At 61.9% G+C, this 21,188-nt stretch carries 20 protein-coding genes; 12 read left to right on the forward strand and 8 right to left on the reverse strand.

Annotated elements, in window-relative coordinates; all coding sequences use genetic code 11:
* The first annotated feature begins 91 nt into the window (after positions 1-91).
* Positions 92-1,744, forward strand: coding sequence for a multidrug ABC transporter permease/ATP-binding protein (locus ABTW55_RS02555; protein ID WP_033649486.1), 1,653 nt, complete (start codon positions 92-94; stop codon positions 1,742-1,744).
* A gap of 388 nt (positions 1,745-2,132) precedes the next feature.
* Positions 2,133-2,246, forward strand: coding sequence for a YmiA family putative membrane protein (locus ABTW55_RS02560; protein ID WP_049232362.1), 114 nt, complete (start codon positions 2,133-2,135; stop codon positions 2,244-2,246).
* Between the two features lie 183 nt (positions 2,247-2,429).
* Here the strand turns inward: ABTW55_RS02560 and ABTW55_RS02565 are convergent, their stop codons facing one another.
* On the reverse strand, positions 2,430-3,650 hold the full coding sequence (locus tag ABTW55_RS02565; protein WP_049194773.1) for an MFS transporter: 1,221 nt from the start codon (positions 3,648-3,650) through the stop codon (positions 2,430-2,432).
* Between the two features lie 503 nt (positions 3,651-4,153).
* Here ABTW55_RS02565 and agaR point away from each other — a divergent pair.
* From agaR to agaF, 6 genes are read left to right on the forward strand one after another with little or no spacing between them, the layout of a single operon-like run.
* Complete coding sequence (agaR, locus tag ABTW55_RS02570) at positions 4,154-4,927, forward strand: transcriptional repressor AgaR (RefSeq protein WP_033649488.1); 774 nt, start codon at positions 4,154-4,156, stop codon at positions 4,925-4,927.
* Between the two features lie 23 nt (positions 4,928-4,950).
* Positions 4,951-6,234: a D-tagatose-bisphosphate aldolase, class II, non-catalytic subunit gene (locus tag ABTW55_RS02575; RefSeq protein WP_060422156.1), complete on the forward strand. Its 1,284-nt coding sequence runs from the start codon at positions 4,951-4,953 to the stop codon at positions 6,232-6,234.
* Position 6,235: 1 nt separating this feature from the next.
* Positions 6,236-6,712: a PTS N-acetylgalactosamine transporter subunit IIB gene (gene agaV / locus ABTW55_RS02580; RefSeq protein ID WP_060422159.1), complete on the forward strand. Its 477-nt coding sequence runs from the start codon at positions 6,236-6,238 to the stop codon at positions 6,710-6,712.
* A 14-nt stretch (positions 6,713-6,726) separates the two neighbouring features.
* Positions 6,727-7,506, forward strand: a complete 780-nt coding sequence (gene agaW, locus ABTW55_RS02585) for a PTS N-acetylgalactosamine transporter subunit IIC (protein ID WP_033635784.1) — start codon at positions 6,727-6,729, stop codon at positions 7,504-7,506.
* Positions 7,496-8,389 carry a PTS system mannose/fructose/sorbose family transporter subunit IID gene (locus tag ABTW55_RS02590; RefSeq protein WP_033649490.1) on the forward strand — a complete coding sequence of 298 codons (894 nt, stop codon included), beginning with the start codon at positions 7,496-7,498 and terminating at the stop codon, positions 8,387-8,389. The genes agaW and ABTW55_RS02590 overlap by 11 nt, the downstream gene beginning before the upstream one ends.
* 10 nt (positions 8,390-8,399) lie before the next feature.
* Positions 8,400-8,834 carry a PTS galactosamine/N-acetylgalactosamine transporter subunit IIA gene (gene agaF, locus ABTW55_RS02595; RefSeq protein WP_033649491.1) on the forward strand — a complete coding sequence of 145 codons (435 nt, stop codon included), beginning with the start codon at positions 8,400-8,402 and terminating at the stop codon, positions 8,832-8,834.
* A gap of 36 nt (positions 8,835-8,870) precedes the next feature.
* Here the strand turns inward: agaF and ABTW55_RS02600 are convergent, their stop codons facing one another.
* On the reverse strand, positions 8,871-10,598 hold the full coding sequence (locus ABTW55_RS02600) for an ABC transporter ATP-binding protein/permease (RefSeq protein WP_060422162.1): 1,728 nt from the start codon (positions 10,596-10,598) through the stop codon (positions 8,871-8,873).
* Between the two features lie 205 nt (positions 10,599-10,803).
* On the opposite strand from ABTW55_RS02600, the gene ABTW55_RS02605 reads away from it, so the two are divergent.
* Positions 10,804-11,511, forward strand: coding sequence for a hypothetical protein (locus ABTW55_RS02605; protein ID WP_060422165.1), 708 nt, complete (start codon positions 10,804-10,806; stop codon positions 11,509-11,511).
* A gap of 32 nt (positions 11,512-11,543) precedes the next feature.
* On the opposite strand, the gene ABTW55_RS02610 is transcribed toward ABTW55_RS02605, so the two are convergent.
* Entirely contained in the window at positions 11,544-12,191 is a 648-nt protein-coding gene (locus ABTW55_RS02610) for a DsbA family protein (RefSeq protein WP_033649493.1), read from the reverse strand.
* A 68-nt stretch (positions 12,192-12,259) separates the two neighbouring features.
* Positions 12,260-13,144 carry an MBL fold metallo-hydrolase gene (locus ABTW55_RS02615; protein ID WP_060422168.1) on the reverse strand — a complete coding sequence of 295 codons (885 nt, stop codon included), beginning with the start codon at positions 13,142-13,144 and terminating at the stop codon, positions 12,260-12,262.
* A gap of 108 nt (positions 13,145-13,252) precedes the next feature.
* Between ABTW55_RS02615 and ABTW55_RS02620 the strand changes: the two genes are divergently transcribed.
* A complete protein-coding gene (locus tag ABTW55_RS02620; protein WP_015378928.1) occupies positions 13,253-14,161 on the forward strand; it encodes a LysR family transcriptional regulator in 909 nt (302 codons plus the stop codon).
* Between the two features lie 27 nt (positions 14,162-14,188).
* Here ABTW55_RS02620 and ABTW55_RS02625 read toward each other — a convergent pair whose 3' ends face one another.
* Positions 14,189-15,112, reverse strand: coding sequence for a LysR family transcriptional regulator (locus ABTW55_RS02625; RefSeq protein ID WP_060422171.1), 924 nt, complete (start codon positions 15,110-15,112; stop codon positions 14,189-14,191).
* A gap of 133 nt (positions 15,113-15,245) precedes the next feature.
* Between ABTW55_RS02625 and lysA the strand changes: the two genes are divergently transcribed.
* Entirely contained in the window at positions 15,246-16,508 is a 1,263-nt protein-coding gene (gene lysA / locus ABTW55_RS02630) for a diaminopimelate decarboxylase (protein ID WP_049212615.1), read from the forward strand.
* Between the two features lie 27 nt (positions 16,509-16,535).
* On the opposite strand, the gene ABTW55_RS02635 is transcribed toward lysA, so the two are convergent.
* From ABTW55_RS02635 to galR, 3 genes are all read right to left on the reverse strand, one after another.
* The gene (locus tag ABTW55_RS02635; RefSeq protein ID WP_004931828.1) at positions 16,536-16,838 is read right to left on the reverse strand and encodes a helix-turn-helix domain-containing protein; all 303 of its coding nucleotides are present in this window, start codon (positions 16,836-16,838) and stop codon (positions 16,536-16,538) included.
* A gap of 5 nt (positions 16,839-16,843) precedes the next feature.
* Positions 16,844-17,188 carry a type II toxin-antitoxin system RelE/ParE family toxin gene (locus ABTW55_RS02640; protein ID WP_060422174.1) on the reverse strand — a complete coding sequence of 115 codons (345 nt, stop codon included), beginning with the start codon at positions 17,186-17,188 and terminating at the stop codon, positions 16,844-16,846.
* 159 nt (positions 17,189-17,347) lie between these two features.
* Entirely contained in the window at positions 17,348-18,367 is a 1,020-nt protein-coding gene (gene galR, locus ABTW55_RS02645) for an HTH-type transcriptional regulator GalR (protein ID WP_033649496.1), read from the reverse strand.
* 220 nt (positions 18,368-18,587) lie between these two features.
* Between galR and ABTW55_RS02650 the strand changes: the two genes are divergently transcribed.
* Complete coding sequence (locus tag ABTW55_RS02650) at positions 18,588-20,846, forward strand: molybdopterin guanine dinucleotide-containing S/N-oxide reductase (RefSeq protein ID WP_060422177.1); 2,259 nt, start codon at positions 18,588-18,590, stop codon at positions 20,844-20,846.
* The last annotated feature ends 342 nt before the right edge of the window (positions 20,847-21,188 follow it).

Here is a 21,188-nt window from a genome sequence, read left to right on the forward strand (position 1 = left end):
GGTGCTTGATAAACTGTGTTGAGAATTCGTCTTGATCTCATTCTCACGCCGCTTACAATGCCTGCCAGATCGCGACTTCAGAGGTTTTTTCATGGAACTGCTACGGGTGGTTTATCACCAGTATCGTTGGCCATTTCTGGCTGTCATGGCGTTGACCATGGCCAGCGCCGGCTTAGGTATCGGTATCATTGCTTTTATCAATCAATACCTGATGGATGCCGGCGGCGATGCCTTGGCCGTGCTGCCGGTGTTTCTCGCCCTGTTGGCATTGTTGATAGCGGTCACCTTGGGTTCGCAATTGGCGCTGACGACATTGGGCCATTACTTCGTCTATCGCCTGCGTGGGCAGTTAGTGAAGCGCATTTTGGATACCGATATTGAACGCCTCGAACAATTGGGCAGCGCCTCATTGTTGGCCAGCCTGTCCAGCGATATCCGCAATATCACCGTCGCCTTCGTGCGCCTGCCTGAACTGGTACAAGGGGTGATTTTAACCCTGGGGGCAGCGGCCTATCTGGGGTGGCTATCGCCGAAAATGCTGGCGGTCACGGCAGTCTGGGTGGCGGTGACCGTCGTGGGCAGCGGCTGCCTGGTATCACGGGTTTATCGTCACATGGCCAGTTTGCGTGAGTCGGAAGAGCGTCTCTATCATCGTTATGAATCGGTGATTGACGGCCGCAAGGAACTGACGTTGAACCGCAAGCGGGCGCAGGCGCTGTACGAACAGGCCTATCAGCCCGATGCGCAAGCTTATCGCCACCACATCATTCGCGCCGATACCTTCCATTTGAGCGCGCTCAACTGGTCAAACATCATGATGTTGGGCGCGATTGGGCTGGTGTTCTTTATGGCCAACAGTCTGGGATGGGCGGACTCGGCGGTGGCCGCCACCTATTCACTGACGCTGCTGTTTTTGCGCACGCCATTACTGCAAGCGGTCGGAGCGTTTCCGACGCTGGTCAGCGCCGAAGTGGCCTTTAACAAGCTGAAGACGCTGCGCCTGGCCGAGTATCAACCGGCGTTTCCTGCCGCCGTTGGCCGCCCCTGGCAGACGCTGGAGTTGCGCGACGTGGTTTTTCACTATGCAGATACCGAACAGCAGCCCGGTTTTGCCGTCGGGCCGCTCAATCTGACGCTGCGGCGTGGTGAGCTGGTCTTTCTGATCGGCGGCAACGGCAGCGGCAAGTCAACGCTGGCGATGTTGTTGACCGGGTTGTACCGGCCGGTGAGCGGCCATATCGTTCTGGATGGCGTCGCACAGAGCGCAGCGGATATGCCGGACTACCGGCGGCTGTTTTCGGCGATTTTCACCGATTTTCATCAGTTCGATCGCTTGCAAGGGCCGGAAGGCGGCGAACCGGATGCGGATCTGGTCGCCATCTGGCTCGAGCGGTTGAATATGAAAAGCAAACTGCAGTTTGACGGCACCAGGGTGACCAATCCGCAACTGTCGCAGGGGCAACGCAAACGTCTGGCTTTGCTGCTGGCGGTGGCGGAACAGCGCGATATCTTGCTGTTGGATGAATGGGCCGCGGATCAGGATCCGCAATTTCGGCGCACTTTCTATCGTGAACTATTGCCGGAGCTGCGCGCGATGGGCAAAACGGTGTTTGCCATCAGCCATGACGATCACTATTTCGAACACGCCGATCGGTTGCTTGAGATGCGCTCAGGCCATTTACGTGAGCTGACCGGCAGCGAACGTGAACACGCCAGCCGGGATTCCGTCAGCAGAATCGGTTAACTCACGCCGGCCCGAGCAAGACCAAAACGGGCCGGTGCTTCTCTCCGCATGATCCCAGTACATCGCTTCATTTTCTCCCCCGTCTCCAGCGCTGCCTGTTGCCGATTTGGCTTACGGCCAGTCAAATAATTGATAGTTGAATTATTTACCAGTGGTTTAATTTCGACCTTCCAAGGTATGGCACACTGCACCTTCGTTCGCCTATCAATTCAAGTTATCGCCTGCCGATAACAGTGATATCCACGGTGCCGTTCTTACTGAGGCGGTGATGCAGGCCTATGGCTGGCAGTTGTTTTTTAAATTTCCATAGGAAAAAGCTACTTTATTGATCGTTAAAATAGATCAATAATCATCATTTGAATGGTTTAATCTATTGGTTGAGGGCGCTGTGGTGAGCAAGGATGGATCAGATATCAAACGTAGAGCATGGCTGTGTGTATTTATCGGTAGCGGGCTGTTCTGGCTGTTAACCGCCGCCGTGATTTACTGGTTACTGAGTTAGCAGGTTAAGCAGGAAGGCGATTCGTGAACAAGAAGCAGGCTAAAAACCGTGAGGGCGCTGAGCGTCGCGCACAGTCCAAAATTCCGCCGTCATGGGTGCTGAGCGATGAGCAGCGCGCCTTTATTGAAGACTTATGGCAGGATACCGACTCTGAGCCGCCGCGGCCCCCATCGCGCAGCCGCGTTAGCTGATCACGCGGCGGCGGCCGGCCAGCGCGCCGAACAGCATTTGCAAGACGGTCAGGCACAGCAGGGCGATCAACGGCAAACGCCAACCTGCCGTCAGATCGTGCAGCAGGCCGAATAGAGTAGGCCCCAGCGCCGCCAACAGATAACCGACGGATTGCGCCATACCCGACAGCAGCGTCGCCTGATGATGATGCTGGCTGCGCAATCCAAAGAACGACAGCGCCAGCACCAGCGAACTCCCCGCCCCCAATCCGGCAAACGTCAGCCACACCAGTGAACTGGCGGGTTGCACCAACAATCCCCCGACGCCGATAAAGATCAGCAGCGAGCTGCCCAGCGCTATCGCCCGTTGATCGTGTGCGCGCGGCAAAATCACCACCATGACAAAGTTGGCGACGATGGCCACCACCTGGTAAACGAACAGCTCGAAACCCGCCTGCTGAGCTGAGGTGCCGTAGCTGGCGGCAAAGGCGCTGAACCAGCCGATGATGGTGTAGAAGGCGATCGATTGCAGCCCCATGAACATCGCCACTTGCCAACCCAGCGCGCTGCCCCAGGGAGAGCGATAGCGCTGTGGCTCCGTCGGCTGCGGCGCTTTGGCGGCGGGAGTGGCTGAGCGTCGCAGCTGCGGCAGCCACACCAGCAGCGCCAGCAACGCGGGCAACCCCCAGCACAGCAAGGAGAAACGCCAGCCGAGGTCGGCCAGGGCAGCCAGCGGCACCGCCAGGCCGGAGGCGATGGCGGCAACCAGCGACATCACCGCCGCATAGGCGGCGATCATCGCGGCGGCGCGATGCGGGAAATCTCTTTTCACCAGCGTCGGCAGCACCACGTTGGCGAAGGCTATGGCGGCGCCGATCAGGATGCTGCCCGGCCAGAGCATGGCGTCTTGCGGCAGGGAACGCAGCGCGATGCCGCAGACCAGCAGCGCGAGGGCGAGACCCAGGGTGCGCTCGATGCCGATGCGTTTCGCCAGCGCCGGAGTCAATGGCGAGAGGATGGCGAACAGGATCAGCGGCAGCGAGTTGATCAGGCCGGCGGCGGTGGCGGACAACGCCAGCTGCTGCTGGATCTGTTCCAGCAGCGGGCCGACGCTGGTCAGGGCGGCGCGCAGGTTGGCCGCGATCAGCATAATGCCGACGATCAGCAGAACGGGGCGGTGTAATCGGCGACGCGGGGTCGCGGTGGACGCTGGGGGTGAAGCGGGTTGCGGCATGGGTTCCTCGCACCAGGGCATGCAGTCAATCAGTGCTGCATGGCATGATGCGTTGATTGACGTTAACGCTTACGTACCGACAAATCGACGGTATCCGATCGCAAGTGTAGGGAAGATGGCGCGCGCTGACAAGGGGATGGCCCGGCGGGATGGCGGCGGTTAACCCTCGCCGGCCGCAGGATAATTGCCATTATGTGATCCTGGTCACTGAGTGAACTAAAAGTCAGGGCGCGGGGCGCGCCAGGCGCCGCTTTCGCTTTCCTCGCAGCCCGCACCTCGGCGCTCCGGGCTTCTCGCCCATCCTGGCATTTCACTTTTTCTCCCTTCCGCTTTTTGGCTTTTCGATCCGTTTCGATTCGAAAGGTTTTTTGACGGTTTTTTTGCTAAAACCGGGCTGTAAGCCCGATCACAATTTCATTGCTTTCGCTTTGCTGTAATGCCTGCGCAGTAGAGCGAAAGCCATCTTCTCCCCGGCGATGCCGGAAACCTGAGGACCGCAGCTCATGCCAGTGAATACCGCAAAGCGACGTGAACACATTATCGATCTGTTATGCGAGCACGGCAGCGTGCGCGTGGAGCAGCTCAGCAAACAGTTTGCGGTATCCACGGTGACGATCCGCAACGATCTGCGCTTTCTGGAACGAAAAGGGTGTGCGCTGCGGGCTTACGGCGGCGCGATGCTCAATCAGCAATTCGCTTTCGATCGGCCGCTGCGGGACAAGGGGCGGTTGAATCGCGACGTCAAAACGCTGATCGCCAACGCGGCGGCCGGCTATGTGCGCGACGGCGATGCGCTGATCCTCGATTCCGGCTCCACCACCACGCAGATCGTGCCGTTCCTGAAGGGGCGGCGCGATCTGGTGGTGATGACCAATGCGCTGAACATTGCCTACGAGCTTTCGGGAAACGACGGGGTGGAGGTTATGGTGCTGGGGGGCAGCGTGCGCCGCAACTCTTACTCGCTCTACGGTCCGGCCGCCGAGCAGCAATTGCGTCAGTACCGCTTCGACAAGCTGTTTTTGGGCGTCGACGGGTTCGATCTGAGCGCCGGCATTACCACGCCTCACCCCGGTGAGGCGCACCTCAATCGCGTGATGTGCGAGGTGGCGCGCGAGATTATCGCGGTGGCGGATGCCAGCAAATTCGGTCGCAAGAGCTTTTGCATGATTCGCGAAGCCGGACAAATCCATCGGCTGATCACCGACAGCCGTCTTCCGGACGATTACGAGCGGGCGTTAACCGAGCTGGGCGTAGAGGTCATCATCGCCGATCGGTAGCAGGGCGCCTGCATGGGGGCTTCATGCAGCAGTTGTTACAGCTTGTCGAGCAGCACAAGGCCGGTATGCCGGTCGGGATCTTTTCCGTCTGTTCCGCCCATCCCTGGGTTCTGAAGGCCGCGCTGCGGCAGGCCAAAGCGCGCGGCACGCCGGTATTGGTGGAGGCGACGTCCAACCAGGTCAATCAGTTCGGCGGCTATACCGGCCAAACGGCGGCCCAGTTCCGCGATGCGCTGTGGCATCTGGCGGATGAGATTGGCCTGGCGCGCGATCGCGTGTGGCTGGGCGGCGATCACCTGGGGCCCAACGCCTGGCAAGATCGCCCGGCTCAGGAGGCGATGGCGCTGGCGGAAACCTTGATCGACGATTACGTTCGCGCCGGATTTCGCAAGATTCACCTCGATTGTTCCATGTCGTGCGCCGGCGATCCCTCGCCCCTGGGGGATGCCACGGTCGCCGAGCGTGCGGCGCGCTTGTGCGCGGTGGCGGAGCGGGCCTGGATGCAGAGCGGCGGCGAAGCGCCGGTCTATGTGATTGGCACCGAAGTGCCGGTGCCGGGCGGCGCGCAGGAGGCGCTGGCGAGTCTGCAGGTCACCACGCCGCAGGCGGTGGCGCAAACGCTGGAAACGCACCGTATCGCCTGGCAACAGGCCGAGCTGAACGATGCCTGGCAGAGAACCATCGCGCTGGTGGTGCAGCCGGGCGTCGAGTTCGATCACCACCGCGTCGAACGCTATCAGCCGCAGCGCGCCGACGCATTGAGCCATTTCATCGAACGCCAGCCGGGAATGATCTATGAAGCGCACTCCACGGACTATCAGCCGCCGCAGGCCTACCGCCAACTGGTGCGCGATCACTTCGCCATCCTGAAGGTGGGGCCGGCGCTGACCTTCGCGCTGCGCGAAGCGCTGTTCGCCCTCGATCGCATCGAGCGTGAATGGCTGGGGGAGCGCCAGTCGGCGCAGCTGTGCGCCACGCTGGAGCAGGTGATGCGCGAGCAGCCGCAGCAGTGGAGCCGCTACTACCACGGCACGCCGCACCAACAGTACCTCGATCGCCACTACAGCCTGAGCGATCGGGTTCGTTACTACTGGCCGCAGCCGCAGGTGCAGCAGGCGGTCGACGGGCTGCTGGACAACCTGCGCCGCAGCCCGGCGCCGCTGGCGCTGCTCAGCCAGTACCTGCCGGATCAGGCGCGGGCGCTGAACGCCGGCGAATTGAGCGCCGATCCGCAAGAGTGGGTGCTGCATAAAGTGACGCAGGTGCTCGACGATTACCACGCCGCCTGCTACCCGGAGGGCCGCTGACATGCCGAACATTTTAATGACCCGCATCGACAATCGCCTGGTGCACGGCCAGGTGGGCGTGACCTGGACCAACACCCTCGGCGCCAACCTGGTGGTGGTGGCCAACGACGAGGCCGCCGCCGATCCGGTGCAGCAGAACCTGATGGACATGGTGGTGGCGGAAGGGGTGCAGACCCGCTACTTCACGCTGCAGAAAACCATCGACGTGATCCACAAGGCGGCGGATCGGCAGAAGATTTTTCTGGTGTGCAAAACGCCGCAGGATGTGTTGACGCTGGTGCGCGGCGGGGTGCCGATCCGTTTCGTCAACGTCGGCAACATGCACTTCGCCGAGGGGAAGCGGCAGGTGCACAAAACGGTGTCGCTGGACGACGACGACGTGGCCGCGTTTCGCGCGTTAGCGGCGCTGGGCGTGGAGTGCGAAGTGCGCCGGGTGCCGGATGAGGCGGGCGAGGCGATCGGCAAATTGCTCTTTTGAGCCAGGGGGAAAGCATGTTGACGGATGCGTTATTGATTGCGTTGTTGGCCGGGCTGGCGGGGGTGGACCTGTTCGACGGCCTGACCCACTTCCATCGGCCGGTGGTGATGGGGCCGCTGGTGGGGCTGATTTTGGGCGATGTCTACACCGGCTTGCTGGTGGGCGGCACGCTGGAACTGGTGTGGATGGGGATGGTGCCGCTGGCGGGCGCCCAACCGCCGAACGTGGTGATCGGCGGGGTGATCGGCACCGCGTTCGCCATTCTGACCAAGGCCGACCCTAAAGTGGCGATCGGCGTGGCGGTGCCATTCTCGATTGCGGTGCAGGGCTGCATCACGCTGCTGTTTACGCTGTTCTCGCCGATGATGCACCGCTGCGATCGCATGGTGAAAGAGCTGAACTGGCGCGGCGTCGAACGGGTGAACTATCTCGGCATCGGCATCCTGTTCATTTTCTATTTCGTGGTGGCATTCCTGCCGATTTACTTCGGCGCCGATGCGGCCAGCGCCATGGTGCAGAAGGCGCCGGGTTGGCTGCTGGACGGGCTGGCGGTGGCGGGCGGCATGATGCCGGCAATCGGCTTCTCGCTGCTGATGAAGGTGATGATGAAAAAAACCTACGTGGCCTATTTTATCCTCGGCTTTATCTCGGTCACGTTCCTCAAGCTGCCGATCCTGGCGGTGGCGCTGGGCGCCCTGGCGATCGCCCTGATCGATTTCTTCAACACGCAACGCGGCGCGGCAGAGGCGACGGCCCGGCCCGCTCCGCAGGAGGACGCCGAAGATGGCATTTAACGATTCCGACGATCTGCTGGCGCAAAAGGCCGAGCAACGCATGGCGCAGGCGCTGGCCACCAGCCAGGTGGAGCAGGACGACTATCTGGACAGCCAGCCCGCCGAAGCGCTGACGCGCGGCGACATCAACCGTATGGCCTGGCGTTCGCTGCTGCTGCAGGCGTCGTTCAACTATGAACGCATGCAGGCCGGCGGCTGGCTGTATCAGCTGATCCCCGGGCTGCGCAAGATCCACCGCAACCCGCAGGATCTGGCCAACTCGATGAAGATGCACATGGAATTTATCAACGTGCACCCGTTCGACGTCACCTTCCTGTCCGGTCTGGTGCTGGCGATGGAGCAGAACAAGGAGAAGATCTCCACCATTCGCGCGGTGAAAGTGGCGCTGATGGGGCCGCTCGGTGGCATCGGCGACGCGCTGTTTTGGCTGACGCTGCTGCCGATCTGCGCCGGGATAGGCGCTTCGCTGGCATTGGAGGGCAGCCTGTTCGGGCCGATCGTCTTCCTGCTGCTGTTCAACCTGTTCCACTTCGGCCTGCGCTTCGGGCTGGCGCACTACGGCTATCAGGCCGGCACCAGCGCGCTGGCGCTGTTGAAGACCCACACCCGGCGCATTTCTCACGCCGCGTCGATCGTCGGCATGACGGTGATCGGCGCACTGGTGGCCTCGTATGTGCATCTGTCCACGCCGTTGGTGATGCATGCCGGCAAAGCCAGGGTGGCGCTGCAGACAGACGTGCTGGACAAGTTGATGCCCAACTTGTTGCCGCTGTGCTTCACGCTGCTCATTTTCTTCCTGATGAAGCGCGGTTTCTCGCCGGTGAAGCTGATTGGCGTCACCGTAGCGATCGGCGTAGCGGGCAAATTTATCGGCATTTTGTGAGGAGTGGGCTATGCCAGGCATTGTGATTACCGGCCACGGCGGCTTCGCCACCGGGCTGCTGCAGGCTGTGGAGCAGGTGGTGGGGCCGCAGCCGCACTGCGCGGCGGTCGATTTCCCCGAACAGATGAGCACCGCGCAGCTCAACGACGCCTTGCGCTCGGCGCTGGCGGCGGTGGCGCAGCCGGACGGCGTGGTGTTTCTCACCGACATGCTCGGCGGCTCGCCGTTTCGCAGCGCCTGCGAACTGGCGGATGCGCAGGGCGATTGCGAAGTGCTGACCGGCGTCAACATGCAACTGGCGGCGGAAATGATGCTGGAGCGCGACGGGTTGAGCCTGGATGAGTTTCGCGAGGTGGCGCTGGCGTGCGGCAAACGCGGCCTGACCAGCCTGTGGCATGAGCGCCGCCGGGTGAAATGTGAAGACGTGCCGGCCGACGGCATCTAAACGAACGCCGGGCGCCGCCGCGCCCGGCTCTGCTGGTTATGCCGGCAGCGGGCTTAGCATCAGGCGCGCCGGTTGATCTTCGCTGCGGCTGAAGCGCCAGCAGGTCTGGTGGTACTTCGCCACGCTGTTGCGGTGCGCCACGCTGATCAGCGTCACGTCCGGCAGTTCATCCACCAGCAGGCAGTACATCAACTGTTCGGTTTCGTCGTCCAGCGCGCTGGTGGCTTCGTCGAGGAACAGGATGTTCGGGCGAATCAACAGGGCGCGGGCGAACGCCAGCCGCTGTTGCTCGCCCGGCGACAGGCGGTGGCTCCAGTTGGCGGAGGTATTCAGCCAGCGCTGCAGGTGTTTCAGGCGGCAGTTTTCCAGCACCCGCATCAGCTGCGGATCGCTGTATTCCGACGCCAGGCTCGGGTAGCTCAACGCTTCGCGCAGCGTGCCGATCGGAATGTAGCTGCGCTGCGGCAGGAACAACGTGTTGGCATTGGCCGCTACCCCGATGGCGCCCGCGCCGTAAGGCCAGATACCGGCGATGGCCCGCAGCAGCGTCGACTTGCCGCAGCCGGAAGGGCCGACGATCAGCAGGCGATCGCCGCGTTGCAGCGTCATCTCGGCGCCGGCCAGCAGCGGCTGGCCGTCGGGCAAGTGCAGGCTGAGGTTGCTCAGCGTCAACGGATGGGCGGTCTCTTCCCGCAGCTGAATGCCGCGCGGCTGATGATGCACCTGATCGACGGCGGCGTTGAAGCCGGCCAGACGGTTGACGCAGGCTTTCCAGGTCGCCAAATCGTTAAATGCGTCGATAAACCATGACAGCGCACCCTGTACCTGGCCGAAGGCCGAGGCGATCTGCATCAGGCCGCCCATCTGAATGGCGCCGGAGAAGTAGCGCGGCGCCGCCACCAGCAGGGGAAACACGATGGCGAACTGGCCGTAGAAGTTGGTGGCGATGTTCAGCCGCCGGGTGATGCGCATAATCGCCCACCAGTTGCTGCGAATGGTGTCAAAACGGTCGCCCAGCTGCTGCGCCTCGCGCGGTTCGCCGTGGTACAGCGCGATGGCGTCGTTGTTTTCGCGGATGCGGATCAGGCCGAAACGGAAGTTTGCCTCATACCGTTCCTGGTTGAAGCCCAGCATGACCAGCGGTTTGCCGACCCACCAGATCAGCAGCGATCCCAGCACCGCATACAGTAGCGCGAACCACACCATATAACCGGGCAAGGTGATGGCATGCTGGCCGAGCGCGAAGGTCATCGGCCCGCTGACGTGCCATAGGATGTCGATAAAGGAAAACAGCGTCACCAGGCTGGAGAGCAGCCCGAGCGACAGCGACAGGGTATATTGGGTCAAGACGTTGAGATCTTCGGCGATACGCTGATCGGGGTTATCGACGATCTGCTGCTGCTCGGCGTGGTAATACGCCTGGTGCGCCAGCCACTTTGCCATGAACTTTTCCGTCATCCAGCGCCGCCAGCGCATCTGCAGCCCCTGAGTCAGGTAGATCTTGTAGACCGCCAGCACGATGAAGATCAGCGCCAGATAGGTAAAACGCCACAGCTGCGCCTTGAATACCGGGTAGTTCTTGTTCTGCAGCGCATCGTAGAACACCTGATTCCACTGGTTGATCTGCACGCTGATATAGACCAGACCGAGCGACAGGACGACGATGGCGATCAGCATCATCCAGGCGCGCCATCGCTCCTCCGACACCCAAAAGGGTTTGATCAGCTGCCACACGGCGTGTTTCTGCAAGGGGGTTGCGTTCATAACGGCTCGATAATTGCGGTATTTCGTTCAGCATGGGCTGCGGGACGGTAACAAACAAACCGCGACTGTAAGCAGTTTTAACTCCGCTAACCGTTTGAAATAAGGCGGCTGAATCGACAGCGGCACGCCGACGGGCGCAATTGCGGCATACACTCCACCGCCGGGCGGTTATACTGGCGCCGAATTTTTGCAGAAAGGATAAACGATGAAGGCTTGGTTTCCCCTGTTGCTGACCTGCGGCGTCTTCGCCGGCGCCCGGGCTTGGGCGCACATTGACGAGCCGGACATCGCCGCCGACTGCCAAAAGGTGGCGAGCTACGCCGAACTGGGAAAAAAGGCCTATCAGCGGCAGGATTACGCCAAAGCTGCCGACATCTTTCGCGATCAGGCGGCCTGGAGCGAGTTTTGCGGCCTGAGCGAGCAGGCCATCGCCACGGCCTACAACAACGTGGCGCTGTCGCTGATGCGCGCCGGGGAATTGCTCAAGGCACAGGCCTACCTGGCGCTGGCGCCGCACGATGACAAATCGCAGCACAACATGAGCCTGTTGCGCCAACGCCTGGCGCAGCGGCCGCAGCCACAGGGGCCGGGCGGCGTGTATTGGCAATACGCCGGGCGCGGCGTGTGGAGCGAAGTGGCGGTGAAGCCGCAGGGCGAGCGCTGGCTGATCGATTTTTCCGGCTACGCCATGCCGCTGATGGGGCTGTATTACGGGCCGAACATGGGTGACTTCACCGCCGAGCTGCCAATCGAGCACGGCAAAGCGGTCTACCATCAGCATGACTCGGAAAGCGCGCAGGTCTGCGACGTCACGCTGGAATTTGGCGAGCAAGCGCTGGAGATGCACACGCGGGGGGATTGCGGGTTCGGTCACAACGTGCGCGCGGAAGGGCGGTTCGTGCGGGTCGAATGACCCGCCCCGGCAGCCGGGGCGGGAAAGGTAGGTTACGCCAGCGCGGCGGCGCCCAGCAGGTTTTTCCAGGCTTCCACGTTACCCAGATAGTTGCCGGCCGGCAGCAGATGCAGACGGCCTTCGCTGTCCTGCAGCGCAAAGGTCGGGAAGCCCTGGCCTTGCACTTTGGCCAGCAGCGCCCGGCTTTCCGCGATGTGCTGCGCGGTTGGTGCGCCGGTGTTGAAACGCATTTCGGCGATAAACGCCGCCGAAGGCAACCCCAGCTCTTTCGCCAACGCTTCCAGCACCGGCGTATCGGCGATGCGCCGGCCTTCTTGATAGTGCGCCTGCTGAATGCGGTGCAGCATGTCCAGCCCGCGGCCCGCCAGCTTTTCCGCCGCCAGGATAGCGGTGATCGGCGGCTCGGAATCCATCACTGCCGTGGTGTCGCGCAGCAGGCCGTTGAAATAGGCTTCGCCAAAAGGCTGGCCCGTCATCTCGGCGATGCGTTTGTCGTGCGGAATGACGTAGTTGCGCCATTCGTCGGTAATCTGACGGCGGTTGTTGCCGGTCATCATGCCGCCGGCGTGCGGCACAACCTTCAGCCCAGGGAGGCTCTGAGCCGCTTTCACCAGCGGCGCGGCGCCGTAGCACCAGCCGCACAGCGGATCGAAAATGTAATGCAGAGTGGTTTCGGTCATCTTTACTCCTCGCCTGGCGCGCGGCAGCTCACCGCGGCGCCAGGGCTGGTTCAATCACGCACGGGCGCTTATTGCGGCCACTTCATCTCGCCTTTCAGCACTTTCGCGCTCAGTTCCAGGCTCGACTCGTCTTTCAGCATCGGGTAGTGCTTTTTCATCGCCTCAATCAGCGCGGCGGAATCCTTGGCCTTCGGCAGCTCGGCTTCCAGCGTGGTCAGGTATTTCTGGGTAAAGTGCACCGATGCCAGCGTTTGCGCTGCGCCCGGCAGGAAGTGGCCCGGCACCACGACCTGCGGCTTCAGCGCTTCGATGTTTTTCAGCGTCTGCTGCCAGTGCTGGCGCGATTCCACGCTCTGGTTGTCGGCGATCCACGGGTGGATGTTGTCACCGGCGACGGCGACACCGCCAACGACCGCCTTCAGCGCCGGGATCCACACGAAGGTGCGATCGGGGGTCGGGCCATTCAGGCCTTTCACTTCCACTTTCTGGCCGTCGATGGTGAAGCTGTCGCCCTGCAGCGGCTGCGGCACGATCACGGTTTTCGGCGCGTTGTCTTTCAGGATCGGGCCCCAATAGGCGACTTTACCGTCTTTGGTGGCGTTGATGTCCTTGATGGTGCCTGGCGAAGCGATGATTTTCGCCTCCGGGAAGGCCGCTTTAATCACGTCCAGACCGAAATAGAAATCCGGGTCTGAGTGGCTGATGTAAACGGTGGTCAGTTTCTTGCCGGTCGCCTTGATCTTTTTCACCAGCTCTTCAGCGTCGTTGCGTTGGAACTGAGCGTCGATCAGCGCCACTTCGTGTTTGCCGCTGATGATTTCGGAAGACACCGGGAACACGCTTTTCTCGCCCGGGTTATACACTTCCATGGTCAGGGTATCGGCCGCGGTGGCGTAGGTGCTGAGGGTGGCGACGCCGGTGAAGGCCAGAGTTAACAGTGATTTCTTAAACATGGGCAGAGGTCCTTAGGTATCGGTTAATGTTGTAATGATGTTAGGTTGCATAAAGCGATAGAAAAACCGGATAATAAGCAATTATTCGTTGCATAAATCGGACTAATTATGGATCGCATTACCGCCGCTGAGGTTTTTGTCACCATCGTCGATCGCGGCAGCATGATCGCCGCCGCGGAAACGCTGGAGATGTCGCGCGCGATGGTGACGCGCTACCTGGCGCAGATGGAGCAATGGGCCGGGGCGCGTTTACTGCACCGCACTACCCGTAAGCTTAGTCTGACCGACGCCGGGGAGCGCACTCTGGAACGCTGCCGGCAAATGCTGGCGCTGGCGGGGGAGATCGACCTGGTGGAGGAAGGGCAGAGCGACGAGTTGCGCGGCCTGCTGCGCATCACCTGTTCGCAATCGCTCGGGCAAACGGCGCTGGTGGGGGCGGTCGCTCAGTATCTGAAGCGTCACCCGCAGGTGGCGGTCGATCTGCAGATGAACAACCGGGCGGTGAACCTGGTGGAAGAGCGCATCGATCTGGCGCTGCGCATCACCAACGAGCTGGATCCCAACCTGATCGCCCGCCCGCTGTCCACCTGCGCATCGGTGGTGTGCGCCGCGCCGGCATATCTGGCGGCGCACGGCACCCCGCGTCAACCGCAGGATCTGGCGTTGCACAACTGCCTGACCTACTCCTATTTCGGCAAAAGCCTGTGGCACTTCGATGCTCAGGGCGTGAAATCGGCGGTAGCGGTCAGCGGCAACCTGAGCGCCAACGAGTCGGTGGTGCTGATGGCCGGCACGGTGCAGGGCGCGGGCATTTCCATGCAGCCCTATTATTCGGCGGCGCCGCTGCTGGCCAGCGGCGAACTGGTCGAACTGTTGCCGGATTACCGGCCGCAGTCGATGGGCATCTACGGCATCTACACCTCGCGCCGCCAGATGCCCGCCACCTTGCGCACCATGCTGGACTTTTTGGTGGAGTGGTTCGCCACCGATCCGCAGTGGCAGGCGACGCTGCGCTGATGCTGCGGCAATATTCCCCCGCCGCTTTCAGCGCCTGACGGCGGCGGCCAGCCGGGCGACAAAGGTGGCGGCCTGCTGATGAAGGTGGTCGATAAAGGCCGTCACCAGCGCCGACGAGGGGCGGTGTAGCGGCCGAATCAGGCTGACGGTGAACGGCACGTCGATGCTGAACGGCCGCACGTGCACGCCGTTGCCGGCATAGTCGAGCACCGTCAGCGGGTTGACGATCGACACCCCCACGCCGGCCCTCACCATGGCGCATACCGATGCCGCGCTGTGCGTTTCCATCACCATGCGGCGCTCGACGCCCTGCTCGCCGAACAGCGTATCCAACAGGTGGCGATAGCTGTCGGTGCTCGACAGGCTGATAAAGTTCTGCCCGGCGAAGTCCTGCGGCGTCAGCCGATCTTTCAGCAGCAGTGGGTGGCCCGTCGGCAGCACGCACACTTCGTTCAACGTCATCAGCGTCACCCGCTCGGTGCCCGCCGGCGTCAGGGTGGTTTCCGTCAGCCCGAGATCGTGGCGCTGGGCCGACAGCCACTCTTCCAGCAGCGGCGACTCTTGCGGGATAACGCTGAAGCTGACTTCCGGGTAACGTTCGATAAAGGGCCGGCATACCGCCGGCAGCAGCGATTGGGAAAAAACCGGCAGGCACACGATCGACAGCTGCGCCTGCTGAAACTGGCGGATGCCGGCGGCGGCGTTGACGATGCGATCGAGGCCGTAATAGGAGCGCTGCACCTCTTCGAACAACCGTAGGCCCTGCATCGTGGGGGACAAGCGACCGCGCACCCGATCGAACAGCTGCAGCCGAATCAGCTTTTCAAAACGCGCCAGCTCACGGCTGACGGTCGGTTGCGAGGTCTGCAGCAGGGCCGCCGCCTCGGTCAGGTTGCCGGTGGTCATCACCGCCCGAAAGATTTCGATCTGCCGCAAAGAGATGCTGTGCATGGCGAGGGCGCTCGACTGTGGGGAAAGCCATATCATAAATGAATAGACTACGGCTAAATAGATATTTTCCACCCGATTCAGCGTGCGGCACTATGGCGTTATCTGCCGTCATTTTTGAATTGGGAATATCGCCATGCCACGCCCGTTGCACGACACCTCCACTGCGTTGAACGCCGCTAACCTGTTGGCCTTGCCGCAGCGTTTCGGCTGCCCGGTTTGGGCCTATGATGCGGACATCATCAGCCAGCGCATTGCTCAGCTGCGCCACTTCGACACTATCCGTTTCGCACAGAAGGCCTGTTCGAACATTCATATTTTGCGCTTGATGCGCGAGCAGGGCGTGAAGGTGGATTCGGTGTCGCTGGGCGAGATCGAGCGGGCGCTGCAAGCCGGTTTTCAGCCGGGCGGCGAACCGAGCGAAATCGTGTTTACCGCGGACGTGTTGGATCACGCCACGCTGGCGCGCGTCAGCGAATTGAAGATCCCGGTCAACGCCGGTTCCATCGACATGCTGGATCAGCTCGGCCAGGTTTCCGCAGGGCACCCGGTGTGGCTGCGCATTAACCCGGGTTTTGGCCACGGCCACAGCCAGAAAACCAACACCGGCGGCGAGAACAGCAAGCACGGTATCTGGTATGCCGACCTGCCGCAGGCGGTGGAGAAAATTCGCCGCTACGGCCTGAGACTGATCGGCGTGCATATGCACATCGGTTCCGGCGTCGATTACCAGCATCTGGAGCGCGTCTGCGATGCGATGGTGCAGCAGGTGATCGATCTCGGTCATGATATCAGCGCCATTTCCGCCGGCGGTGGCCTGTCTATCCCGTACCAGTACGGCGAAGAGGCGATCGATACCGAACACTATTTCGGGTTGTGGAACCGGGCGCGTGAACGCATCGCCGCGCATCTGGGGCATCCGGTGCAGCTGGAGATCGAACCGGGGCGTTTCCTGATGGCGGAAGCGGGCGTCTTGGTGGCCGAGGTGCGGGCGGTAAAAGACATGGGCAGCCGCCACTTCGTGCTGGTGGACGCCGGTTTTAACGATCTGATGCGCCCGGCAATGTACGGCAGCTATCACCATATTTCGCTGTTGCCGGCCGATGGGCGCGACACCTCGCGGCAAGCGCTGCGCGAGACGGTAATTGCCGGGCCGCTGTGCGAATCCGGCGACGTGTTCACCCAGCAGGCGGGCGGCGGCGTGGAAACCCGCGAACTGCCGCCGGTGCAGATCGGCGATTATCTGGTGTTCCACGACACCGGCGCCTACGGCGCATCGATGTCCTCCAACTACAACAGCCGCCCGCTGTTGCCCGAAGTGCTGTTCGAAAACGGCGAACCGCGGCTGATCCGCCGCCGCCAGACCATCGAAGAGCTGATCGCGCTGGAGCTTATCTGATAAGCGGGCGGGCGCCTTGCGCTCGCTTCACAGCGTCATGCGGCGGTGTTGGCCATTGGGCAATTGCACATCCAGCGACAGCGTGCCGCCCATGGCCTCGATATAGCGTTTGAGCGACGACAGCTTTATTTCGCTGCCGCGCTTTTCCAAATTGGCGACGGAGGGTTGGCTGATGCCGAGCCGCTTCGCCAATTCAACCTGAGAGACCGCCAGCTCTTCCCTCAGCATCGCCAGCCGCAGCTCGAAAATTTCCTGATCCGCTTTTTGCCTGGCGGCGGCAACGACGGCGGGATCGAGTTTATCGATCAGTTGGGATAAAGGTTTGGCCATCTGCACTACCTCCGGGTTGCCAGATAATGTGAAAACTCCATGGCGGCGATGGGCAACATGCGCTGGTAAAAGCGTTTGTCGCCGGTTTTATCGCCACCGCACAGCAATACCGCTTGCCGCTGTAGGTCAAAGGCGAAAAACACCCTGAAAGGGCGCCCGCGATGTTGAACGCGCAGCTCCTTCAACTGCCGGACCGCGTCGGAAAAATACAGCGTATCGGCATGCGGCCGCGTCAACTGCGGGCCGAACGTCTGCAATTTGAAGATCGCCGCCAGGATGCTTGTTTGCTGGGCGTTGTTCAGCGCTAAAAACCAGTCGTCGAACCGTTCGACGGTCACCACTTGCCACATGATGCGCTCCGAACATAGCGTTTATGCTATATAGTGTAAAGGTTATTGTGCCAACAATATGCACGAACGCTGGGAGCGGAAAAAATCCAAAAGCGGGAAATGCGGCAGGCTGCGCAATCTGAGCGCATGGGTGATGGCTCACCCATGCGGCGGCGCGAATTACGGCTGTTCGTGCGCGTTGTTGAGGGTGGCGACCGAGTGGCGGCGCACCAGCGTCGGGCTGAACATGTTGGTGATTTCCGGCAGCGGTTGACGATTGGCCAAGGCCAGGGCCAGTTCCGCCGCCTGGGTCGCCATCGCCACGATCGGGTAGCGAACGGTGGTCAGGCGCGGCCGCAGGTAGCGCGAAATCAGTACGTCGTCGAAACCGATCAGCGAAATTTGCCCAGGTACGTCGACGCTGTTGTCGCTCAGCACCGAAAGCGCGCCGGCGGCCATCGGATCGTTGTAGCAGGTAACGGCGGAGAAAGAGCGGCCGCGGCCGAGCAATTCGGTCATCGCCTGTTCGCCGCCGATCTCGTCCGGTTCGCCGTAGGCGATCAGCTTTTCATCCACCGCAATGCCGTGCTCCTGCAGCGCGTCGAGATAGCCTTGCAGGCGATCGGTGGCGTCGGAAATCTGGTGGGTGGAGCAGATGATGGCGATGCGCTGATGCCCTTGCTGGATCAGATGACGGGTCGCCAGCCAGGCGCCGTAGCGATCGTCGAGCGCCACGCAGCGCGTTTCAAAACCCGGCAGCGTGCGGTTGATCAGCACCATGCCCGGGATCTGCTGCATCCAGCCGCCAAGTTCCCGATCGCTCAGACTTTTGGCGTGCACCACCAGCGCCTCGCAGCGATGTCGCACCAGCTGTTCAATCGCCTGACGCTCTTTTTCGGCGTCGTGGTAACCGTTGCCAATCAGCAGAAAATTGTGGGTGGCGTAGGCCACCTGCTCGACCGCTTTGACCATCGCCCCGAAGAAGGGGTCGGAAACGTCGGAGACGATCAGGCCCAGCGTTTCGGTGGACTGCTGCGCCAGCGCCCGTGCGTTGGCATTGGGGTGATACTGCAGCTGTTCCATGGCGGCCAGCACTGCGGTGCGCGACCCTTCGCTGGCCTTGGGGGAATTGTTTATCACGCGGGATACCGTGGCCACGGAAACACCCGCCAGCCTGGCAACATCCTTTATCGTAGCCATATCAGTCAACACATCCTGGGTAATCGCTTACATCCCCCAGTTTTGCGGAAAAAAACCGGGGCTGCAAGCGGTGTTGTGCGCAACTTGTGGCGGCCGTTGCAGAATCTTTTCGCGGCTGCGCGCATAACCGTCGGCCGCCGAACGATAGCGCAATTTGTACGTTGGCACTGGCGACGGGCTGAGGTAACGTCTGTGCATTCCGATTTGCGCCGAGAACGCCATGTCCATTAAACGCTATCCGCAGCTCGCCCATTGGGGCGCCTATACCGCCGTGGTTGAAGACGGCCGGCTTATCCGCTGTGAACCCTTCGCCGACGATCCCGACCCTTCGCCGTTGCTCGATTCCATCGTACCGATGGTTTACTCTGACAAACGTATCCGCAAGCCGGCGGTGCGCCGCTCGTGGCTGCAAAAGCGCGAGGGCAGCGACCGCACGCTGCGCGGCAGGGAAGATTTCGTCGAAGTGGACTGGGAACTGGCTCTCGATTTGGTGGCGCAGGAGAATCGCCGGGTGCGCGATCGCTACGGCGCCTCCGGGCTGTTTACCGGCTCTTATGGCTGGTCGTCGGCCGGGCGCTTGCATCATGCGCGCTCGCTGGTGCGACGGTTCTATTTCAGCGGCGGCGGCGGGGTCGATCAGCAGGGCAACTACAGCTGGGGCGCGGCGCAGTTTTTCCTGCCGTATGTGATCGGCACTTTCTCGCCGTTGACCGGGCGCGTCACCAGTTGGCCAAGCGTGGTGGAGCATTGCGAGCTGTTTGTGGCGTTTGGCGGGCTGGCGCTGAAAAATGCCCAGGTCTCTTCCGGCGGTGCGGCGGAGCATGCGCTCAAACCCTGGCTGCAAAAGCTGGCGCACAAGGGCACGCCGGTTGTCAACATCAGCCCGATGCGCGACGACTGCCCCGGGTTCGTCAACGCGGAGTGGATCCCGATCCGGCCGAATACCGACGTGGCGCTGATGCTGGCGCTGGCTTACGAAATTCAGCGGCTGGGCGCGCAGGACGAAGCCTTCCTGCGCAGCCACTGCGTGGGCTATCAACAGTTGGCGGATTACCTGAACGGCGTGAGCGACGGCGTGGCGAAAACGCCGGCCTGGGCCAGCGCCATTACCGGCATTCCGGCGGCGCGCATCGCCCTGCTGGCGCGGCAGCTGATCGGCGTGCGCAGTTTTATCACCTGTTCCTACTCCGTACAGCGCGCGCACCGCGGCGAGCAACCCTATTGGATGATGATCGCGCTGTCGTCGATGTTGGGCCAGGTGGGCCTGCCGGGCGGCGGCTTCTCGTTCGGCCACGGCTCGATGAACGGCGTCGGCAACCCGCGCGTGGACACCCCCGCGCCGACCATGCCGGTAGGGGAAAACCCGGCCGGGCTGGCGATCCCGGTGGCGCGCATCTGCGACATGCTGCTGCACCCCGGCGAAACCTATCAATTTTGCGGCGAGACGCGGCAGTACCCGGATATCCACCTGGTGCACTGGGCCGGCGGCAACCCGTTCCATCACCATCAGCAGCTGAACCGGCTGGTGGAAGGCTGGCAGAAGCCGGATACGGTGATCGTACAAGATATCTGGTGGACGGCGGCGGCCAAAATGGCGGATATCGTGTTGCCGGTCACCAGTTCGCTGGAGCGCAACGACATCGGCGGCTCCTCGCGCGATCGCTACGTGCTGGCGATGCATCAGGCGATTGCGCCGCAGCATCAGGCGCGCAACGATTTCGATATCTTCGCCGATCTGGCGGAGCGCCTGGGCTATCGCGAGCGCTTTACCGAAAACCGCGGCGAGCGGGCCTGGATCGAAGATATCTATCGGCAATGCGGCGCAGCACAGCGGCGCGCCGGCGTCGCCTGGCCCGAGTTTGAGGATTTTTGGCGCCGGGGCTATGTCGAACTGCCCGCGCCGGCCAAGGAGTTCGTATTTTTTGACGCGTTCCGCGCCGATCCGCAGGCTAACCCGCTTCAGACGCCCAGCGGCAAGATCGAACTGTTCAGCGAGCGGATCGCCGGTTATCGCTACGAGGATTTCGCTCCGCATCCGCAGTGGCGGCCGCCGGTCGAGTGGCTGGGGGCGTCGCAGGCCAAAACCTGGCCGCTGCATCTGATCTCCATTCAACCGAGCGATCGTCTGCACAGCCAGATGGATCCGGCGCCGCTGGCGCAGGGCAATAAGACCGCCGGGCGCGAAACCCTGTATATGCATCCGGAGGACGCGGCGCAGCGCGGCGTGGCGGACGGTGCCGAAGTGCTGGTCAGCAATGCGCGCGGCAGCTGTTTGGCGGGGGCCTCCCTCACCGACGGCGTGACGCGCGGCGTGGTGCTGATGGCGACCGGCGCCTGGTTCGAGCCGGGTTACGACGCGCAGCGCCGGCCGGTCGAGCAGGCGGGCAACCCGAACGTGCTGACGCTGGATATCGGCACCTCGCCGCTGACGCAGGGGCCGAACGCCATGAGTTGCTTGGTGGAGGTCAGCGCGCGATGAGTGAAGGTTTCACGTCGGGATAACCGGCTCGCCGTCGCGGCTGTATTTATTTTTTCGCCGCTGCGGGAAGGTTTAAGTTTCATTGAGTTATTACAGCAGATCGCGGGAAATTTACAGCTGGTTGCATTTGGAGCAGAACTCTTGCGATTCGCCGGTAGTTTCCTGCACGCCATCTCTCTAGAGTAGGTGATCCCAGAGGTATTGATTGGTGAGAAATCAGCATACTCTGTATGTTGAAGCCATTTTCAATTGCACCAACCTACGCGGATGCGTAGGTTTTTTTTTGCCTGCCATATAGTATTCTTTTCCCTACAACGATTTACGCCTCCATGGCCAAGGGAG

The organism is Serratia sp. SM04, assembly GCF_040280225.1.
In the GTDB taxonomy this organism is placed as follows: Bacteria; Pseudomonadota; Gammaproteobacteria; order Enterobacterales; family Enterobacteriaceae; genus Serratia; species Serratia sarumanii.